Genomic DNA, 18,988 nt, shown 5'->3' with positions numbered 1-18,988 from the left:
TTGTGTCCCAAAAACCGTGACGATCTGTCCACGAGTCGGTACGGGGACCTTCAGCCAGCCAATCGGAAGCACGGGAAGAGATGTCGGCACCGAATAAGTCGTACGACCCGGTAGAGGTCGAGGCCTTGAAACCGGAAGAGATCGAGCGCATGCGGGACGAGGCGCTCGCCGCCTTCGCCGCCGCGGACTCCCTCGACGCACTCCAGGAGGCCAAGGTCGCCCACACCGGCGGCACCTCCCCGCTCGCCCTCGCCAACCGCGAGATCGGCGCGCTGCCGCCGCAGGCCAAGGCCTCGGCCGGAAAGCTGGTCGGCCAGGCACGGGGCGCGGTGAACAAAGCGCTCGCCGGCCGTCAGGTCGAGCTGGAGGCCGAGCGCGACGCGCGGGTGCTGGTCGAGGAGGCGGTGGACGTCACGCTGCCCTACGACCGCGTACCGGCCGGCGCCCGCCACCCGCTCACCACGATGATGGAGCGCGTCGCCGACGTCTTCGTCTCCATGGGCTACGAGATCGCCGAGGGCCCCGAGGTCGAGGCCGAGTGGTTCAACTTCGACGCCCTGAACTTCGGCCCGGACCACCCGGCCCGCCAGATGCAGGACACCTTCTTCGTCGAGGGCCCCAAGGGTTCGGACGGCGACGGCGGGTCCGGTGTCGTACTACGTACGCACACCTCGCCCGTGCAGGCCCGCTCGCTGCTCTCCCGCGAGCTGCCCGTCTACGTCGTCTGCCCCGGCCGGGTCTTCCGCACCGACGAGCTGGACGCCACCCACACCCCGGTCTTCCACCAGATCGAGCTGATCGCGGTGGACGAGGGCCTGACCATGGCCGACCTCAAGGGCACCATGGACCACATGGTCCAGTCGCTGTTCGGTGAGGACATGAAGACCCGGCTGCGGCCGAACTTCTTCCCCTTCACCGAGCCGTCCGCCGAGATGGACATGCTCTGCTATGTCTGCAAGGGCGCCTCCGTCGGCAACCCCGACCGCCCCTGCCGTACCTGCTCCTCCGAGGGCTGGATCGAGCTGGGCGGCTGCGGCATGGTCAACCCGCGGGTGCTCACCGCCTGCGGTGTCGACCCCGAGAAGTACAGCGGATTCGCCTTCGGGTTCGGCATCGAGCGGATGCTGATGTTCCGCCACAACGTCGAAGACATGCGAGACATGGTCGAGGGTGACGTCCGGTTCACCCGGCCGTTCGGGATGGAGATCTGATGCGCGTCCCGCTTTCCTGGCTGCGGGAGTACGTCGACCTGCCGGCCACCGAGACAGGCCGTGACGTCCAGGCCAAGCTCATTTCGGCCGGTCTGGAGGTCGAGACCGTCGAGCAGCTCGGCGACGGCCTCAAGGGCCCCCTCGTCGTCGGCCGGGTGCTGACCATCGAGGAGCTGACGGAGTTCAAGAAGCCGATCCGCTTCTGCACCGTCGACGTCTCCACCGCCAACGGCACCGGTGAGCCCCAGGAGATCGTCTGCGGCGCCCGTAACTTCGCGGTCGGCGACAAGGTCGTGGTCGTCCTCCCCGGCGCCGAACTGCCCGGCGGCTTCGCGATCAGCGCGCGCAAGACGTACGGCCGCAACTCGCACGGCATGATCTGCTCCAGCGACGAGCTGGGCATGGGAGACGACGGCACCAAGGGCATCATCGTGCTCCCGCCCGAGTACGAGGTCGGCACCGACGCGATCGAGCTGCTCGAACTGGTCGACGAGGTCCTCGACATCGCCGTCACCCCCGACCGCGGCTACTGCCTCTCGCTGCGCGGCATCGCCCGCGAGACGGCCACCGCGTACGGGCTGCCGCTGCGCGACCCGGCGCTCCTCGACGTGCCGGGCCCGAACGCCTTCGGCCACCCGGTGCAGGTGTCCGACCCGCTCGGCTGCGACCGCTTCACCGCCCGCACGGTCACCGGGCTCGACCCCGACGCCAAGTCCCCGATCTGGCTCAAACGCCGCCTGCAGAAGGCCGGCATGCGCCCGATCTCGCTGGCCGTCGACATCACCAACTACGTGATGCTGGAGCTGGGCCAGCCCCTGCACGCGTACGACCGCGCCCGTGTCCAGGGCGCCATCGGCGTACGCCGCGCCGAGGCGGGCGAGAAGCTCACCACCCTCGACGGCACCGTGCGCACGCTGAACGCCGAGGACCTGGTCATCACCGACGACCGCGGGCCCATCGGCCTCGCCGGTGTCATGGGCGGCGCCAACACCGAGGTCGACGAGACCGACGGCACAACCACCGCGGTCGTCATCGAGGCCGCGCACTTCGACGAGATCGCCATCGCGCGTACGGCCCGTCGGCACAAATTGGCCTCCGAGGCGTCCAAGCGCTTCGAGCGTGGCGTCGACCCACTGGCCGGTGCCGCGGCCGCCCAGCGCACGGTCGACCTGCTGGTCCTCCTCGCCGGCGGCACCGCCGACGCGGGTGTCACCGAGGTCATCGCGCCCTCCGCGCCGCACACCATCATCATCCCGGCCGACCACCCGGACAAGGTCGCGGGCATGGAGTACGGCCGAGAGACCGTCGTCCGCCGCCTCCAGGAGGTCGGCTGCGATGTCTACGGGCAGGACGAGCTGATCGTCACCGTCCCGTCCTGGCGGCCCGACCTCACCGACCCGAACGACCTGGCCGAAGAGGTCATCCGGCTCGAGGGCTACGAGAACCTGCCCTCCACGCTGCCGAAGCCCCCGGCGGGCCTCGGTCTGACCGAGCGGCAGCGACTGCACCGCCGGGTCGGCCGGGTGCTGGCCGGCGCCGGATACGTCGAGGCGCCGAACTACCCGTTCATCGGCGAGCACCTCTTCGACCAGCTCGGTCTGGCCGCCGACGACGCCAAGCGGCGGGTCGTCAAGCTGGTCAACCCGCTTTCCGACGAGGAGCCCGCCCTCCGCACGACGCTGCTGCCGGGCCTCCTCGGCGCGCTGCGCCGGAACGACGGCCGGGGCAGCCACGACCTGGCCCTCTTCGAGACCGGCCTGGTCTTCCACCCGCAGGACGAGCGAGGCGTCGCCGCCCGCCTGCCCGTCGACCGCCGTCCCACCGACGAGGAGCTGGCCTCGCTCACGGCCGCGCTCCCCGTCCAACCCCGGCACGCCGCCGTCGTCCTCGCGGGCGCCCGTGAGCAGGCCGGCTGGTGGGGCAAGGGTCGTCCGGCCGACTGGGCCGACGCCATCGAGGCGGCGCGGCTGCTCGCCGGTGAGGCCGGGACCGAGCTGATCGTCCGCAAGGGCCAGTACGGGCCGTGGCATCCCGGCCGCTGCGCCGAGCTGGCGGTCGTCGTGGACGGCGAGGAGCGGGTCATCGGGTATGCCGGTGAGCTGCACCCCGGTGTTCTGAAGACCATGGGACTGCCTGCGCGCACTTGTGCGATGGAGGTGGACCTGGACGCGCTGGAGACGAGCGCCGGTGTGCCGAAGGGGCCGAAGATCTCCACGTTCCCGGTGGCCACGCAGGACGTCGCGCTCGTCGTCGACGCGTTCGTGCCGCACGCCGACGTGGAGGCCGCGCTGCGTGAGGGTGCGGGTGACCTGCTGGAGGGCATCCGGCTGTTCGACGTCTACGAGAACGCGGAGCAGCTCGGTGACGGGCGGAAGTCGTTGGCGTACGCGCTTCGCTTCAGGGCCGGGGATCGGACGCTGACCGTGGATGAGGCTTCGGCGGCTCGGGACGCGGCGGTCGCCCTCGCGGGCGAGCGCACCGGGGCCGTTCTGCGGAGCTAGGGCGCCCAAGGGCGGGGAGCTGCGATTCTTCGGCGGCTGCGGGTTCGTCCGCGGCTGCTCGCGCAGTTCCCCGCGCCCCTTGTGTGGAGGGCAAGCCCCCACACACCCCACCATGCACCCCCGCAGCCACCTCACCCATTTGAGTGACAATCTCAGGTGATCTCCCCCAATGAGGCATCCGAGTCGACAGAATCGGACCGGCCTCTCGGGGCCGTTCGCGCTGTCCGGGCCTGATGGGGGGCCAACGGCATGATTCGAATCAGGGCTGGGGCTCCTCGTCGGGCTTCGTCCCGGGGGCGTCGTCTTTCCGGTCGGCGGTCCGTGCGGCGGGCGCTGGTCGGTGCCCGGGTCGTCGGCAGTGCCGTGTTCCTCACGGTCGGCGCCGGGCTGCTGCTGCACGGCAGGCAGGTGATACTGCGCGAAGTGCGCCAGGCGCGCGAGGCCGCGGGCGCCGCGCGGAGCGTGCTGCTGCGGCCGCTGCCCACCCGGATCGCCGGGCTGGCCACCGCCGCCGCACAGCTCTCCGCCGAACGGGGCGCGAGCGTCGGCGGTGACCTGTACGAGGTGATCGCCACCGAGCACGGCGTACGCGTGGTGATGGGCGACGTACGCGGTCACGGCCACGCCGCCGTCGGCACCGTCGCCGCCGTGCTGGGCAGCTTCCGCGAGGCCGTCCACGACGAGGCCGAACTCTCCGGGGTACTCGCCCGCCTCGACCGCGCCCTCGCCCGGCACCTCCGCGACCGCGCCCTCGCCCGGCACCTCCGCGACCGCGCCCGAGCCGAGGACACCGAGGACTTCGTGACCGTCCTCCTCCTGGAGATCGCCCCCGACGGCGAACTCCATGCCCTCAACTGCGGCCACCCCTGGCCCTACCTGCTCGGCGTCGGCCGAGCGGCGCCGGTCACCTGCGCCGACCCCATGCCCCCGCTCGGGCTCTTCCCGCTGCCCGCCGAACTCCCGGTCACCGCCTGCGGTCAACTCCTTCCGGGCGAGGCCCTGTTCCTCCACACGGACGGGGTGGAGGACGCGAGAGACGGACAGGGCCGCTTCTTTCCCTTGGCGGGCGCGCTGGAGGAAGCCGTGAGGGGCCGCCCGATCTCCCCTCGGTCCGTGCTCCGCGCGGTGTTCACCCAACTCCTCCGCCACGCGGGGGGAAGGCCCAAGGACGACATCGCGATACTGGTACTCCGCAACGAACGTCCACTCACCCTCAGGGGCGCGAGGAACGGCGCGACCAGCCACGGACAACCCGCAGCCGACAACCCGCCTTTTGCCCCCACCCCTTAGTGCGCTTCTGATGGCTCTCGGCCGGAGATCATCCGGCCGACCGGCGCCGCGCGAGGCGACTCGTGAGGCGCTGACTGCCTCACCGGACTCGTCCGTGACCGCTCACGAACGGCTTCAAGAGCCGTCAGAAACGGCCTAGTCGCCCGGCGTCTCCAGCGGAGCGTCCCGGCAGGGCCACCGCACTGTACGAGGGGGAGCCGGCGGCCCGGCCGGCCTCTTGCGAGGCATTTCAGTCAACCTGTCGGCAACTCTCTGTGACAGCGTGCGCACGCCCCGAATTCGGGCATTCCCATCACACCCCGTGTGAAAGGGGAGGCGCTACGCTGCCACTCGCCGGCACCGAGCCACCGGAGGGCCTCCATGCAGCCCAACACCCTGCTCGACGCGATCCTCGACGAGGCCGGTATCTCCCACGCCGGTCTGGCCGCGCACGTCAACCAGGCGGGGCGGTCCCGAGGGCTGGCGCTGAGGTACGAACACACCGCGGTGGCCCGGTGGTTGAAGGGGCAGCGCCCGCGTGGCCAGGTGCCCGACCTGATCTGCGAGGTGCTCGCCGGGCGGCTGCACCGGACGGTCACCCTCGACGACATCGGGCTCGGCGTGCCCGGCGAGCCGATCTCGCAGCACGGCGCCGGGCTCTCCGGTTTCGTGGAGCGTGCCACCGCCCTGTGGCGCTCCGACGAACAGCAGCGCGCGCATGTCCTCGGTGCCCCCGCCGTCACCGGGACGCCCGCCGTGATGCCCGTCTGGGAGTGGGAGAACCCGCCGGAGGACGTCGATGTGTCCCGTGGCGGACGGCATCGCGTCAGCCTGGCCGACATCGAGATGCTGCGCGCGGCCCGTACGCACTACGAGCAGATGTACCGGAAGGCCGGGGGCGTCGCCACGCGCACCCGGATCGTCGGATTCCTCAACGCGGAGGCCGCGCCGCTGCTGCGGGGCAGCTACACCGACGCCACCGGGCGCCAACTGCACCGGGCCACCGGGGGGTTGGTGGCGATCGCCGGGATCTGCGCGTACGACTCCGACGCCCATGGGCTGGCCCAGCGGTACTTCCACCAGGCACTGCGGCTGGCGAAGGCCAGCGGCGACCGGGGGCTGGGTGCCTATGTCATCGCACTCCTTGTCAACCAGTCGCTGTTCATGAGGGAGAACCGGCAGGCCGTCGCCTTCGCCGAGGCGGCGCTGCGCACCGCGGGCAAGCACATCACCCCGGCGCTCGCCTCCGACCTCTACGCGATGCAGGCGAAGGCGTACGCGCACCTGGGCGACGGCACGAGCGCCCTGTCCTGCATCCGGCGGGCCGAGCAGGCCGCCGAGCACATCCGGCGCGGTCATGAACCCGATGAGACCGGCTATGTCCAACCGGGCCTGGTGAACGTACAGGTGGCGGAGGCGTTGCTCAGCCTCGGCGACCTGACGGCGGCGGCGGAGCACGCCGTGGCCGCGGTCGACACCCCGGCGCACGACCGGGGGCGTGTGCACCGGCTCGCGATGCTCAGCCAGATCGAGCTGCGGCAGGGCAACGCGGACAAGGCCGTGGCCACCGCCGTGGAAATGGCCGAGTGGGCGCGGGGAATGGAGTCCATGCGCCTGCGTGACAGACTGCGGGCGGTACGCGAACACCTCGTGCGCAGCGGCTGCGCGGGGACCTCGGAAGCCGCCGAGCTCATCGACGGAGCACTGCGCGTACCGCTCTGACGCAGTGCCCGGGGCGCGGCCGTGCACCGGCTGTGCGCCTGCTGTCACCAAGCTCCTGCTGCGATATTGCCACTTACTCGGCGGAAGGTGGCAGAACCATGCAGTGGACGAAACAGAGCGAACAAACTGTTTACTCGAACCACTGGTTCAGCGTCAATCTCGCAGATGTGGCGTTGCCGGACGGGCGGCGCCTCGATCACTTCCTGATACGGCTGCGGCCCGTGGCCGTGGCCACCGTGGTCAACGAGGCCAACGAGGTGCTGTTGCTGTGGCGGCACCGCTTCATCACCGACAGCTGGGGGTGGGAGCTCGCGGCGGGCGTCGTCGAGGACGGCGAAGCCATCGCCGAGGCGGCCGCCCGCGAACTGGAGGAGGAGACCGGATGGCGGCCGGGACCCCTGCACCACCTGATGAGCGTCGAGCCCTCCAACGGGCTCACCGACGCCCGGCACCACATCTACTGGGCCGACGAGGGCGCGTACGTCGGTCACCCGGTGGACGACTTCGAGTCGGACCGCAGGGAATGGGTTCCCCTCAAGCTCGTTCCCGACATGGTCGCCCGCGGCGAGGTCCCGGCCGCCAACATGGCGGCCGCCCTGCTCCTGCTGCACCACCTGCGTCTCGGGCAGGACGCCAAGCCCTGAAATCCCCCTCGCGTCCCGCCCGGAGGGCCTAGCGGCCGATCGCCTGCCAGATGGACACCATCAGGGCGCCCAGGGCCGTGAGGGCCGCCACCGCGGGCAGGGGCCAGCGGGCGTGCTCCAGGGTGACGACCCGGGTGCTCAGGTCGTCCAGTTCCTTGGCGCTCTGTTCGGCGCGGTGGCTCAGCAGGGTCAGCCCTCCTTCGACGCGTGTGTGCGCCACATCCAGGCGGCGTCGTAACTCTGCGAGTTCGCCGTGGTGCACCGGATGCTCGGGGTCGATGGCCACGAGTCCGCTCCTTTCTGTAGTTGTCCAGTCCCTTGCGTGCGCACGTGAAGTCAACTCGCCTGGTGGGCGCATGGGGAGAGTGTGCGAACGGCATATGCGTGTCCGTCGCGCACACGGTGTGTGAATGCGGCGGGCCCGGCACCGTCACCCGGTGCCGGGCCCGTTCGGGAGGACAACTGACCGTCCGTAGCGGTCCGGAGGGAATCAGGCGTACGAGTAGAAGCCCGACCCCGTCTTCCGGCCGAGCCTGCCTGCGTCCACCATGCGCTGGAGCAGCGGGGGAGCGGCGTACAGCGGCTCCTTGTACTCCTCGTACATCGAGTTGGCGATGGAGACGATGGTGTCCAGGCCGATCAGGTCGGAGAGCCTCAGCGGGCCCATCGGGTGGGCGCAGCCCATCTCCATGCCGTTGTCGATGTCCTCACGGCTGGCGATGCCCGACTCGAACATCCGGATCGCGGAGAGCAGATACGGCACGAGCAGCGCGTTGACCACGAAGCCCGAGCGGTCCTGGGCGCGCACGGCGTGCTTGCCGAGCACCTTCTCGGCGAACAGCTGCGCCCGGCTGAGGGTGCCCTCGGAGGTGGTGAGCGCCGGGATCAGCTCGACGAGCTTCTGCACCGGGGCCGGGTTGAAGAAATGGATGCCGATGACGTGGTCGGGCCGCGAGGTGGCGACCGCGAGCTTCACGAGCGGGATGGAGGAGGTGTTCGAGGCGAGGATCGCGTCCGGGCGGGTCACCACCTGGTCGAGAACCTGGAAGATCTGGGTCTTCACCTGCTCGTTCTCCACGACCGCCTCGATGACGAGGTCACGGTCGGCGAACTCGCCGAGGTCGGTGGTGAAGCTGAGGCGCGCCTGCGTCCCGTCCCGCTCCGCCTCGGTGATCTTGCCGCGCTCGGCTGCCTTGGACAGGGAGTTGAACAGCCGGGTACGGCCGATCTCCAGAGCCTCGCCGCTGGTCTCGGCGACCTTCACGTCCAGTCCGGCGCGGGCGCACACCTCGGCGATGCCCGCTCCCATCTGGCCGCAGCCCACGACTCCGACTCGTGCGAGATCTCCCGTTGGGAAGTCCGTCACATCGTCCCTTTCACTGGTCTACGTGCCTGGCAGATACCCCTGGTGTGGGACTGCGCCAAACCTGCACGTTACCCGCGACGCCTACTGATCAGTATTCCGGGTGTCACATGGAAGGCTGGCCAGGACCGGTCCGCGACGGGGCGGACGCGCGGGAAGCGGTACGCGGAGGTACGGCGATGCATCGGAAGTCACGGATGTCACGACGGGCGTTCTGGGCGACCGCGGTGACGACGCTCCTGGCGGCCGGTGGTGCGGCGGCCGGCACCGCCATCGCCGGAGGGGAGCCGAGCCCCCGCCGCAGGGCGGACGAGGGCGAACTGCGGGGCATGTGGCTGGCGACCGTCTCCAACCGGGACTGGCCCTCCGCGCCCGGTCTGACCGCCGACCAGCAGCGCGCCGAACTCCTCACCCACCTCGACACCGCCGTGGCCCGCCGCCTCAACGCCGTGATCTTCCAGGTCCGCCCCACCGCCGACGCGCTCTGGCCGTCCCCGCACGAGCCCTGGTCGCAGTACCTCACCGGCACCCAGGGCAAGGACCCCGGCTGGGACCCGCTGGGCACGGCGGTCGAGGAGGCCCACGCCCGGGGCCTCGAACTCCACGCCTGGTTCAACCCGTACCGGATCGCCCTCCACACCGACCCGAGCCGTCTCGTCGCCTCGCACCCGGCCCGGAAGAACCCCGGCTGGGCCGTCCCCTACGGCGGCAAGCTCTACTACAACCCCGGTGTCCCCGCCGTCCGCGCCTACGTACGGAAGGCCATGCTCGACGCCGTACGGAAGTACCCGGTCGACGCCGTGCACTTCGACGACTACTTCTACCCGTACCCGGTGGCGGGCCAGGTCTTCGACGACGACGCGGCGTACGACCGCTACGGCGGGAGTTTCCCGAACCGGGCGGCCTGGCGGCGTGACAACGTCGACAGGCTCGTGCGGGAGACCGCGGCGGAGATCAAAGTGATCCGGCCCGGCACGCAGTTCGGGATCAGCCCCTTCGGGGTGTGGCGCAACGCCGAGACCGACGAGCGAGGCTCTGCCACACGGGCGGGTGTGCAGACGTATGACGACCTGCACGCGGACACACGGAAATGGGTCAGGGAGAACTGGATCGACTACATCGTGCCGCAGCTGTATTGGTCGGCACACCCGCTTGACCAGCAGGTTCCTGCCAACTATGCAGTCCTTCTGCCTTGGTGGGCAGAGGTCGCGAGGGGGTCTGGGACACGGCTCTACGTCGGGGAGGCCCTCTACAAGGCGGGCGACCCGGCACAGCCCGCGGCCTGGCAGGACCCGGCCGAACTGTCCCGCCACCTCACCCTCGCCAAGAAGCACCCAGAACTGCGGGGGCACGTGTTCTTCTCGGCCAAGGAGGTCAAGGAGGACAAGATCGGGGCCATGGCCCGGGTGGTTGCTGACCACTACCGGCAGCCGGCCCGCACGCCCCGATGATTGAGGGACGGGCCCCTGCAGGGTGCTCACGTAGATCTCGGGCGACCTCGGTCAAGGTCCGGCCCGAAGACGCCACGAGCGCGATCACGTCCCGCCTGAGATCCTCCGAGTACGGCTGCGTGCACGTGATTCCCACCCGGCACTGCTTCCTCTGGGCTCACACCTCCCAGGCTCCAGGTGACCGCGATCAAGGGCACAACATCAGCGCCGGCGCGGACACGGCCGGAGCGCCACGCGCCGTATGAATGCGGCCGACGACGGCATGCAGCCGGGCGCCCCCGCGAAGGCCCGCCGCGTGGGAGAAGGGTCGTGCGGGTGACCTCCTTCCACCACTGAACACCGCGGCTCCGCCCATGGGTCCCGGCGGGCGGGCGATGACCTGCGGGGGGTGGCCAGGGGCTGCTGCCGCGGATCCCCACGACGCTGGAAGATCGGCGGTTGCGCGTTCCGTACCGGCACCTGGGTCACCGAACTCGCCGACGATGTGCCGGTCGGCCGGAAGAGCTGTGGCTGGTCGTCCGCGAGGAGCGGCCGTACCCGGGTGCCCCGCTCCGTCTCACCGACGCCGACGGCATGCGGCCGAACCGCTTCGCCACCAACACCGTTGGCACGCACGCCGATCGCCGCCGTGCAAGTGCGCCACCGGCAGGAGGTCCGGCCGAGGACCGCATCCGCGCCACCAGCGTGCGCAACCATCCCCTCCACGACGACAGGCCGAATCAAACCTGGCTCGAAAACGCCCAGACCGCCCCCCTCCTGCTCACCTGGGTGCCGATACCCGCACCGACCGGCTGTGCCCGGCTCCGGGCGCCCCGCCGTTTGCCGTTGCGACGGTTCTCCACCCCCGCTCACCTGGTCACCACCGCATCCTCCGACTCGCCAGGCACTGGCCCTGGTCCGAACTGATCACCGACGCCCTGGACCGGCTCCAGAGCCCCTCGAACCCCCGATTGACAAGTACCTTTCCAGCCCTACGAGCAGCACCGCCCCAACGGAGCCACCGGACACCGAGAATCCTTACAAACTCTCAGTACAAAGGGGCTTTCGGGAATCTGGCGGCCCCTCTGAACCCTCGCTGCCGAGGCCAAGGCATTCGAACAAAGGCTTGCATCGAACCTTGACGCTCTGGCAGCATGACAAAAGTCAGCGGATGCAGGACCGTCCCGTCCTTAAATGTGTCGCCTTGCTCCTCACTCGGAGAATGACTGACTCCGAACTATCCGAGCAGACTGGCATATCCTCGCGGGTTCGCACTGCACTTCGTGGCGTGCCATCTATCAACGGGGGATAAAATGGGACGAGCACTGACAAGAGAGAGTACCTGCCGGCGGCGCGCGTGAACCTGCCAGGTGCGGGCAATAGGTCTGCACCTGACACTTACAACGGACAGCCGAATCCAAGGAACCGCATCCGGGCGGGGTCGGACCGACGTGAAGCAGTAGTCCTCGTCGACCCCGTAATGACCGGCGAAGCGTTCAAGGACGCATGTCGTTCACTCGGATTCGCCGTTGTCTCCATCTACACGATCTCGTTGGATGTCCTGGCGGAAGTTGCCGCGCAGCACCGGGAAAAAGACGATTTGAGCCTGTACGCTCGAACGCCTGATGATCTCCCGGATGACTTCGGCTGGCCCATCAAGGCAGTCGTGCCGGCCACGGAACCCGGCGTTTTCCTTGCCGATACGCTTGCGGGCATCCTCAATTTGCCGGGCAATGACCCTGCGCGTGCCGGAGCCAGGCGAAACAAGGCGGAGATGCGAGACCTCGCCGCAGCCGGCGGCGTGAGGGTTCCGGAGTACGAGATCGTGCGCGATTTCGCCGAGGTGCCGGCCGCGGCGGGAAGGATCGGCTATCCGCTGATTATCAAGCCCTCGACCGGGGCGGCTTCAAGGGATGTTCGTCTCGTCGCAGAGCCCGCACTGCTCCAGGCAACTGTTCGCGAACTGAGCCACCATGATCTGTTCGGTGCCGATATCGACCAGTGGTTGGTCGAGCGCTATGCACGGGGCCGGGAATTGGCCGTCAACATGTTCTCAATGGACGGCGAACATCGGGTCATCGACATTTGGGAGTACCGGCAACCGGGCACGGCAGATTATGATCAGCCCTACTGGGACCTCATACAGATCACAGATGAAGATCCGGATTTTTCGAATGCAGCCCGGTTCGCCGGAGAAGTGCTGGAATGCTTCGGGGTCAGATTCGGTCCCAGCCACATCGAAATCAAGTGCACGGATGACGGAATCTACCTCATCGAAATCGGAAGCCGCCTGCCCGGAGCCTCGATCGCCGAGCACTGGGAATTGAACAGTTCGTTCAGGCCCTACGAAGACACCCTGTCGGTCCTGCTCGGCGATACAGATGCACCCGGTAAGTCTTTTGTAGTGGACGGGCGCGTCGCCTTCGATGCTCTGTTGGCAATCTGCTGTATCAGGAATGACGCTCACTCAGGGGAGCTCAAAGCAATTCATGGCCTCGTTCAGGCCGCCGAGATACCGGGCGTGCAAGTGGTTCATTCACCGCATCAACCGGGCGATTTCATTCCGATGACCCGCGATCTCAATACCGTGGTAGCGAAGCTGCTGGTGTCAGGATCCGCGAGAGCAGACGTCCTGGAAACTCTTCGAGCCGTTCGTTCGACTATCAGTGTGGAGATAACGTAATGGTGAAATTGCTGCCAGGGAAAACCCTGATGAAATTCGATGAGCAGTTCCCCGTCTACAATTGGCTCTACCCGATGAAGGGGCAGGAGCTGGACGTCACGTCGCATGACAAGCTCTTTCCGAGCCTGGATGTGGACCGAATCCGTGACAGGGCTCTCTACTTTCACATCCCGTTCTGTGAAACCATATGCTCCTTCTGCACGCTGAACCGAGGTCTCGGGAAGCCGGGCGATGAGGCGATCGAGCTTTATGTCCAAGCATTGATCCGCGAAATTCAGATCAAAGCAAAGTATGAGTCGGTTACTTGCCGCCCGATCAAGGCCATATTCTTCGGCGGAGGCACACCGACCACGCTGACAGCTGGACAGATCCGCCGCATAGGAAAGGCCATTCACGATCATTTTGACATGTCCGTTCTCGAAGAGTTCACGTTCGAGATGGAAGTCAAGAGCATCGATGAAGAGAAGATCGTGGCGATGCGGGATATCGGAGTGAATAAGGCTCGATTCGGACTCCAGACATTCGATCCCGTCTACAGGGAACTTTTCAACATCACCGCAACCCTGGACCAGACATATGAAGCGGCTGCGCTGCTTCGCCGCTACTTTGACTACACCAGTTTCGACATCATTTATGGCATGCATGGCCAGACCATCGAGCAGTTCTCAAGAGAGATCCAGTCCGCTGTCGATCTCGGCACCGAGACCATCGAGTTCTATCCGATCACCAACGTGGTGACCCAGGCATCTCTGCACCATGGCTACGTGCGAAATAGCCTTGCACCCCTCAGCTTCATGAACAAGATGGCCATGTCGATCTACCTGAACCAGTACATCCGCGCCTCCGGATTCCAACAGCACAACGGCAACGGATTCTACCGGATCCCCGACGGCGAGCAGCCTGATCCGAACTTCATCTCTCGCGACTACACCAATCTGTACAACAGCTTCTTCTGGTCCCACAGCGACGACGACCTCATCGGCTTCGGTAATTCATCCATATCGCAGACCGGCGCCTACACCATCATGAATGACGAGAACCGGGCCACCTACACCAGGAACCTGCTGGACAAGAGCGACTTCAAGATCAACGTGACGCAAGCGGACGGCATCCCCTATGAGAAATCCTTGGTCTTCAGGCTCCCCTTCTTCGGATGGGTGCCGAAGAGCCGGCTCGAATGGGAACGAATCCCCCAGGAATTCAAGGACAAACTGGGGAACCTCATCGCCGAGGGGTTGGTCGTGGAGGATGCCGAAGAATTTCGCATCACCGAACTCGGGTGGTACTGGTACGTGAACATGATGTACTACATGTCCCCGGCGTCGGATCAGAAGATCCTCGACGACTTCGTTGCGCTGAAGAGCCGCGTCAAGGGCATAACGGACGGCGAACGACGGATGACTCTCCCGGTCATCAGCGCCTGATACGACCGGCTCATCGCCTGCACATGTGAAACCAGAGGACCCTTGTGGCACGAACCAATGAATCCGCTCCCGAAGCCCACGGTGGTAAACAGCGGGAAGCGAACAGGTTACTCATCGCGGGCAGTCTGCTCAACTCGATCGCCTTCTTTTCGGCGTCGCCCTTCCTGACCCTCTATCTCAAGGACCACAGTCAACTCAGTCTGGCGATAATTGGGGCTGTTGTCGGAAGCATCGCACTGATCAGCGCCATCGGCGGCATCGCCGGCGGCGTTATGGTGGATCGCCTCGGTGCTGTGCTCTGTATCCGATTGGGTCTTGCTGTTTACATCGCTACATACCTCCTGCTCGCCATGGTGCAAGGTACGGCAGCGATCGTGGCTTTGATCATGTTGCTCGGTGTCGGGCGTCTCCTCGTCGAGCCGGCCATGAAGAAACTCATGTCACTGGCCGGGGGCGACGACGGCAGCATCTTCCGCTTCCGGTACATGACTCTGTGCATCGGCGCCATCGTCGGGCCGGCCATTGGCGGCCTTCTCTACCTGGGCGGCTCGGTCTACCTGTTCGTATGTCCTGCGGCACTTTTTGCCGGATACCTCCTTCTCCTGGTGGTCCGGGGCACGACTCTTGTCGCATTGGATCCGGGTCGAGGAGGTGGAGACGCGGAAGAGGGCCGGCAGTCGTACGCCGAACTCTTCCGGGGGCTCGTCCGCGACCGGCGGCTGATGGCGGCCATCGGTGCCGGCGGGATGATCTTCCTGGTTTTCTCACAGATCGACTCGATCATCCCGCTGTTCATCAAGGAGCAGAACGCCGGCAAGGCGGTTGCCTTGATTGCCTCCCTCCTCATGGTCAATGCGGTACTCGGCATCGTCTTGCAGGTGCCTATCGCATGGCTCGGGAAGAAGGTTTCAGAACGGCTGCTCATCGTGCTGGGTTGCGGTGCGTTCGCTGCAGGGCTCCTGCTCTTCTCGGCCATGCAGGTGAGCTTCGTTTTCCTCTACGTAGGAATCGTGTTCTGGACACTGGGCGAGGCCATCCTGCTGCCCATGCCGGACATCGCCATTCACAAGATGGCGGAAGACGGACAGAAGGGTACCTACTTCGGCCTGGCAGAGTTGCGCTATGTCGGCTTCTTCGTGGGCCCGGTCATCGGTGGTGGTCTGCTCGCAGTCGGCGCCACGATCTATTTCGTTGTGATGGCGGTGGCCATCTTCGGATGCGTCCCGTTGCTCGCGAAATCTGCAAACCGCTCTGAATCGGCAGTGGAGGCCTTGCCGTGATCGTCGTGCTCAATCGTGTGCCGGCCATCCTGACCCCGCTGGGTGACTGGCTCGCAGAAGTCGCAGAAGACGTGGCTCTCATCACGAGCGCCGAGGCCGCCGTCGGGTACCGCGGCACCTTCCCCACGATGGTGGAGATCGAGGACTACTCGACCGGTGCCGGCACGCAGGAGGCACTCGAACTGTTGTGCCAAGCGAACGATGTTACACAAATCGTGCACGTGACCGAGGAAGACGTTCTCAGAGCCGCTCAGGCCAGAGATCTGTTCGGCATCCCGGGTCAGTCGCTTGCAGAGGCCTTGCCGTTTCGAGACAAACTGGTGATGAAGCAGCGTGTGGCAGCGGCGGGTCTGCGCACGCCTGGGTTCTGCGCGCCGCGGGACCTCGACGAGGCTCATGCTTTTGCGGCCGAATTCGGTTGGCCCGTTGTCGTCAAGCCGCGGCTCGGGTATGCCTCGTCCGGAGTGCAGCTCATTCGGTCGGAAAAACAACTCACGGATGAGATCGCACAGCGGGAGTTCTCCGACATCTTGATGGAGGAGTATATTCCGGGCCTGGTCTACCATGTCGACGGCGAGGCGGAGTTCGGCGAGCTCAGGTACTCCTGTCCCTCGCAGTACATCAACGATTGCCTGTCCTTCCATGACAGCGCGCCGCTGGGCAGTGTGCAGCTGGAGCCGAGCAACCCGGTAGCTGCACGCCTGAATGCGTACACGCGTGAAGTGCTGGCAGCGATGCCGCCCGGTGACCGGTCTCCCTTTCATCTTGAGGTCATGCTCCATGAGGCCGACGGGCAGCTCTACTTTTGCGAGATCGCATCCCGGCTCGGTGGTGCGCACGTTCCACAGGCCCTGACCTATCGAACCGGTGTGAATCCGGCTGAGTCCTGGATTCGCTACCAAGCCGGCCTGGCGGTTCCCGGAAACGGCTCGATCGAACTTTCCAAGGAGCTCTACGGGTGGGTCCTCATCCCTCCGAAAAGGGGCACCCTGCTGGCGATCGACGTCCCGGACCTACCGACTCACATTCAAGAATTCAATGTGCGAGCTGCCGCCCCGCAAGATTTCACTGGTGCCTCAGCGAGCACGGACGCGGTACTGAGTTTTGTTGCGAAAGGTGAAACGTCAGAGCTTCTCGAACGGCGCCTCGGTGAGTTCACTCTGGTGGCTCAAGGCTTCATGAAATGGATGTAATGCCGGTGACCTATGACTTCGTCGGAACCCATGTCTTCGCAGACGTCTACGATGTGCCGACCGATAAGATCACGAACAATGACTTGATACTGCAGGCGCTTCGCGTGGGGATATCGAGGTCCGGGGCCAGCATCTGTAGCGTTCAGACCAAGAACTTCGAGCCCAGTGGTTTTACCGCTGTCTTCCTCCTCTCCGAGTCCCACGTCGCTGTGCACACGTATCCCGACACTCACTCTCTCTTCATAGACACTTTCACCTGCGGCACCAACTGCAGGCCGGAGAAGGTCGTGGAAGCGCTGGTCGAAAGCCTGGAGGCAGGGAATCACCGCATGAGCGTCATTCAGCGCGGCGTGCCCTCGTCCTCACTGCCTGCCGCGGCCCCTCCAGCGAGCGGAGTTCAAAAGGGGAAGAGCCTTGACAATGGCACAGGTCGCGCCTTGGCCGGGATCTGATCAACGTCAGAGGAGGAGACGATGAATACAGACCTGCTGCCGGCCCAGTCGGCATCCGCACTGCCCCCTGGAGCCATCGAAGTCACTCCTGTCGGCCGGCACCACGACAGGATCAGCGACGACCTCTCACTTGTACTCCAATGGTTGCGCGATTACGTCGGTCAGCCATCACCGGATCTGGGCAGAGGTGGCCCTGTCTGCCCATTCGTTATGCCCGCTCTCCAGAGCGGAGCCATGCGCCTGCGTTTTCACTACGGTGTGAGCTGCGAGGATGATGAGCACATACGCTCCCTGATCCTTGACGAACTGAGCGGTTTTGCCGCCACCAGCACATCGACCGGGCGTTCCGGCAGTTCTCTCTCGAGTCTTCTTGTCGTCCTTCCGGACGCCGGCCCGGAAGGCTGGAAGGTCATCGATGCCCTGTACAGTGAGCTGAAATCGTCTGCCGTGAGCAAGGGTTTGATGATTGGTCAGTTCCATCCCGATTGCGATGAGCGGGCAATCAGGAACGAATTCTTCGCCGTCTCCAAGTCCCCGACCTGTGTCATCGCGATTCGACACATGGCGGTCCACGATATTCTGTTTCTGCATCGAACGCGGAGCGAGTTCGATGCCTATCAATCCCGTTTCAGGCAGCACTACGCGGACGATCGCGTACGAGATGGTCTTCTGCGTCGGCTCTATACGAAGGCGACCGAAGGGTTCGCATTGGTCGACCGAGGAGGTGATCGTGGATGACTCAAGACCTTCGAGCACCCATGCAGATGCGCGAGATGCTCTACGGTGCATTGCTGTCCCGAGCTCTATGTGCGGCAGCGGTCATGGGTATCCCCGATGCCCTCGCCACCGGTCCGCGAAGTGCCGAAGAGCTGGCTGAAGAGGTCGATGCCGTTCCCGACCTTCTGAATCAACTGCTCCGCACTCTCACGGCGTTCGATGTGTTCGATCGACTGCCCGATGGCAAGTACGCCCTGACCCCTCTTGGTGCCACCCTTCGCGCTGATGCACCCGGGTCCGCACGGCCGACAGCGCTTCTCGTCAATGGTGAGATGGGGGCGGCCTGGGCGGCTCTGCTCGGCACGGTGCGCACTGGCCGACCGGGATTCGAGGCCGTGCATGGCATGCCGTTGTTCGACTATCTGGACCTCCACCCCACGCTCCGCGAGACGTTCGACCAATCCCAGGCTTGCGATCTCCAATTGTCCCTGGAACACATCAAGTCCGCGGTCGCCCCCGTCGGCCGCACGATCGTGGACGTGGGCGGCGGTGACGGAACCCTCCTTGCCTACTTGCTCACCGGGTCGCCTGGAGCGCGAGGCGTTCTTCTGGACACAGAAGCGACTGCTGCTCGGGCTAAGGACGTTCTGGCCGAAGCCGGGCTGGAGGAGCGAACTGAGGTCGTTGCCGGAGACTTCTTCGTGGACGTTCCCGGCGGCGGTGATCTCTACCTGCTGCGCGAGATCCTTCACGACTGGGACGATCCGCAGTGCATTGCCATACTCCGCGCCTGCCGTCACGCGATGACGCCCGACGCGCGGCTCGTGATCATTGAACGTGTTGCGACGGATCAGGATCTCCGTGACGCGGAGTCCAGGATGACTGCCCTCATGGACCTGTACATGATGTCGGTCCTCCGTGGAGAGGAGCGCACCCTCGGCGACTTCGAGCGACTCCTGTCCGCGGCCGGATTCGCATGCTCGGCCGTCAGCCGGAGCCCCGGACAAGTCGTCGTTATCGAGGCCGTCCCACAGCCTACCCGCCCCGATAGCTGACAGATCGACTCTCGACGCCCAACCGTTCCCAGAATCCAGGTACA

Annotated in this window: 15 protein-coding genes and 1 pseudogene; 14 read left to right on the top strand and 2 right to left on the bottom strand. The window is 66.0% G+C overall.

Annotation, left to right across the window (positions count from 1 at the left end; translation table 11 throughout):
- Positions 1 to 80 precede the first annotated feature (80 nt).
- From pheS to OG858_RS08735, 5 genes are all read left to right on the top strand, one after another.
- The gene (pheS, locus tag OG858_RS08755; protein ID WP_086748872.1) at positions 81 to 1,211 is read left to right on the top strand and encodes a phenylalanine--tRNA ligase subunit alpha; all 1,131 of its coding nucleotides are present in this window, start codon (positions 81 to 83) and stop codon (positions 1,209 to 1,211) included.
- Positions 1,211 to 3,712 (top strand): phenylalanine--tRNA ligase subunit beta, encoded by a 2,502-nt coding sequence (pheT, locus tag OG858_RS08750; protein ID WP_328545014.1) that lies wholly within the window; start codon positions 1,211 to 1,213, stop codon positions 3,710 to 3,712. The genes pheS and pheT overlap by 1 nt, the downstream gene beginning before the upstream one ends.
- A gap of 321 nt (positions 3,713 to 4,033) precedes the next feature.
- A complete protein-coding gene (locus OG858_RS08745) occupies positions 4,034 to 5,002 on the top strand; it encodes a PP2C family protein-serine/threonine phosphatase (protein WP_328545015.1) in 969 nt (322 codons plus the stop codon).
- 360 nt (positions 5,003 to 5,362) lie between these two features.
- Positions 5,363 to 6,703 carry a transcriptional regulator gene (locus OG858_RS08740; RefSeq protein WP_086748874.1) on the top strand — a complete coding sequence of 447 codons (1,341 nt, stop codon included), beginning with the start codon at positions 5,363 to 5,365 and terminating at the stop codon, positions 6,701 to 6,703.
- 98 nt (positions 6,704 to 6,801) lie between these two features.
- Entirely contained in the window at positions 6,802 to 7,347 is a 546-nt protein-coding gene (locus tag OG858_RS08735; protein ID WP_086748875.1) for an NUDIX domain-containing protein, read from the top strand.
- A gap of 28 nt (positions 7,348 to 7,375) precedes the next feature.
- On the opposite strand, the gene OG858_RS08730 is transcribed toward OG858_RS08735, so the two are convergent.
- Together OG858_RS08730 and OG858_RS08725 are read right to left on the bottom strand one after the other, a co-directional pair.
- Positions 7,376 to 7,633: a hypothetical protein gene (locus OG858_RS08730; RefSeq protein WP_086748876.1), complete on the bottom strand. Its 258-nt coding sequence runs from the start codon at positions 7,631 to 7,633 to the stop codon at positions 7,376 to 7,378.
- A gap of 204 nt (positions 7,634 to 7,837) precedes the next feature.
- The gene (locus OG858_RS08725) at positions 7,838 to 8,713 is read right to left on the bottom strand and encodes a 3-hydroxybutyryl-CoA dehydrogenase (protein ID WP_079024363.1); all 876 of its coding nucleotides are present in this window, start codon (positions 8,711 to 8,713) and stop codon (positions 7,838 to 7,840) included.
- A 176-nt stretch (positions 8,714 to 8,889) separates the two neighbouring features.
- Between OG858_RS08725 and OG858_RS08720 the strand changes: the two genes are divergently transcribed.
- The 9 genes and pseudogenes from OG858_RS08720 (at position 8,890) to OG858_RS08680 (ending at position 18,944) form a co-directional block, all read left to right on the top strand.
- Entirely contained in the window at positions 8,890 to 10,161 is a 1,272-nt protein-coding gene (locus tag OG858_RS08720) for a glycoside hydrolase family 10 protein (protein ID WP_319266457.1), read from the top strand.
- Between the two features lie 448 nt (positions 10,162 to 10,609).
- Positions 10,610 to 11,108, top strand: a pseudogene (locus tag OG858_RS48505) (IS1380 family transposase); the annotation flags it as partial.
- Positions 11,109 to 11,620: 512 nt separating this feature from the next.
- Complete coding sequence (locus OG858_RS08710) at positions 11,621 to 12,823, top strand: ATP-grasp domain-containing protein (RefSeq protein ID WP_086748878.1); 1,203 nt, start codon at positions 11,621 to 11,623, stop codon at positions 12,821 to 12,823.
- Entirely contained in the window at positions 12,823 to 14,247 is a 1,425-nt protein-coding gene (locus OG858_RS08705) for a coproporphyrinogen-III oxidase family protein (protein ID WP_319266461.1), read from the top strand. The genes OG858_RS08710 and OG858_RS08705 overlap by 1 nt, the downstream gene beginning before the upstream one ends.
- A gap of 44 nt (positions 14,248 to 14,291) precedes the next feature.
- Positions 14,292 to 15,527, top strand: a complete 1,236-nt coding sequence (locus tag OG858_RS08700; protein WP_328545016.1) for an MFS transporter — start codon at positions 14,292 to 14,294, stop codon at positions 15,525 to 15,527.
- A complete protein-coding gene (locus OG858_RS08695) occupies positions 15,524 to 16,720 on the top strand; it encodes an ATP-grasp domain-containing protein (RefSeq protein ID WP_086748881.1) in 1,197 nt (398 codons plus the stop codon). The genes OG858_RS08700 and OG858_RS08695 overlap by 4 nt, the downstream gene beginning before the upstream one ends.
- Positions 16,721 to 16,725: 5 nt before the next feature.
- Positions 16,726 to 17,172, top strand: coding sequence for an adenosylmethionine decarboxylase (speD, locus tag OG858_RS08690; RefSeq protein ID WP_179201034.1), 447 nt, complete (start codon positions 16,726 to 16,728; stop codon positions 17,170 to 17,172).
- A 21-nt stretch (positions 17,173 to 17,193) separates the two neighbouring features.
- Complete coding sequence (locus tag OG858_RS08685; protein WP_319266467.1) at positions 17,194 to 17,910, top strand: DUF6875 domain-containing protein; 717 nt, start codon at positions 17,194 to 17,196, stop codon at positions 17,908 to 17,910.
- Positions 17,907 to 18,944: a methyltransferase gene (locus tag OG858_RS08680; protein WP_086748883.1), complete on the top strand. Its 1,038-nt coding sequence runs from the start codon at positions 17,907 to 17,909 to the stop codon at positions 18,942 to 18,944. Before OG858_RS08685 ends, OG858_RS08680 begins: the two co-directional genes overlap by 4 nt.
- Positions 18,945 to 18,988 lie beyond the last annotated feature (44 nt).

This window comes from Streptomyces europaeiscabiei (assembly GCF_036346855.1).
Taxonomy (GTDB): Bacteria; Actinomycetota; Actinomycetes; order Streptomycetales; family Streptomycetaceae; genus Streptomyces; species Streptomyces europaeiscabiei.
This window is presented reverse-complemented; position numbering and strand designations above follow the sequence as displayed.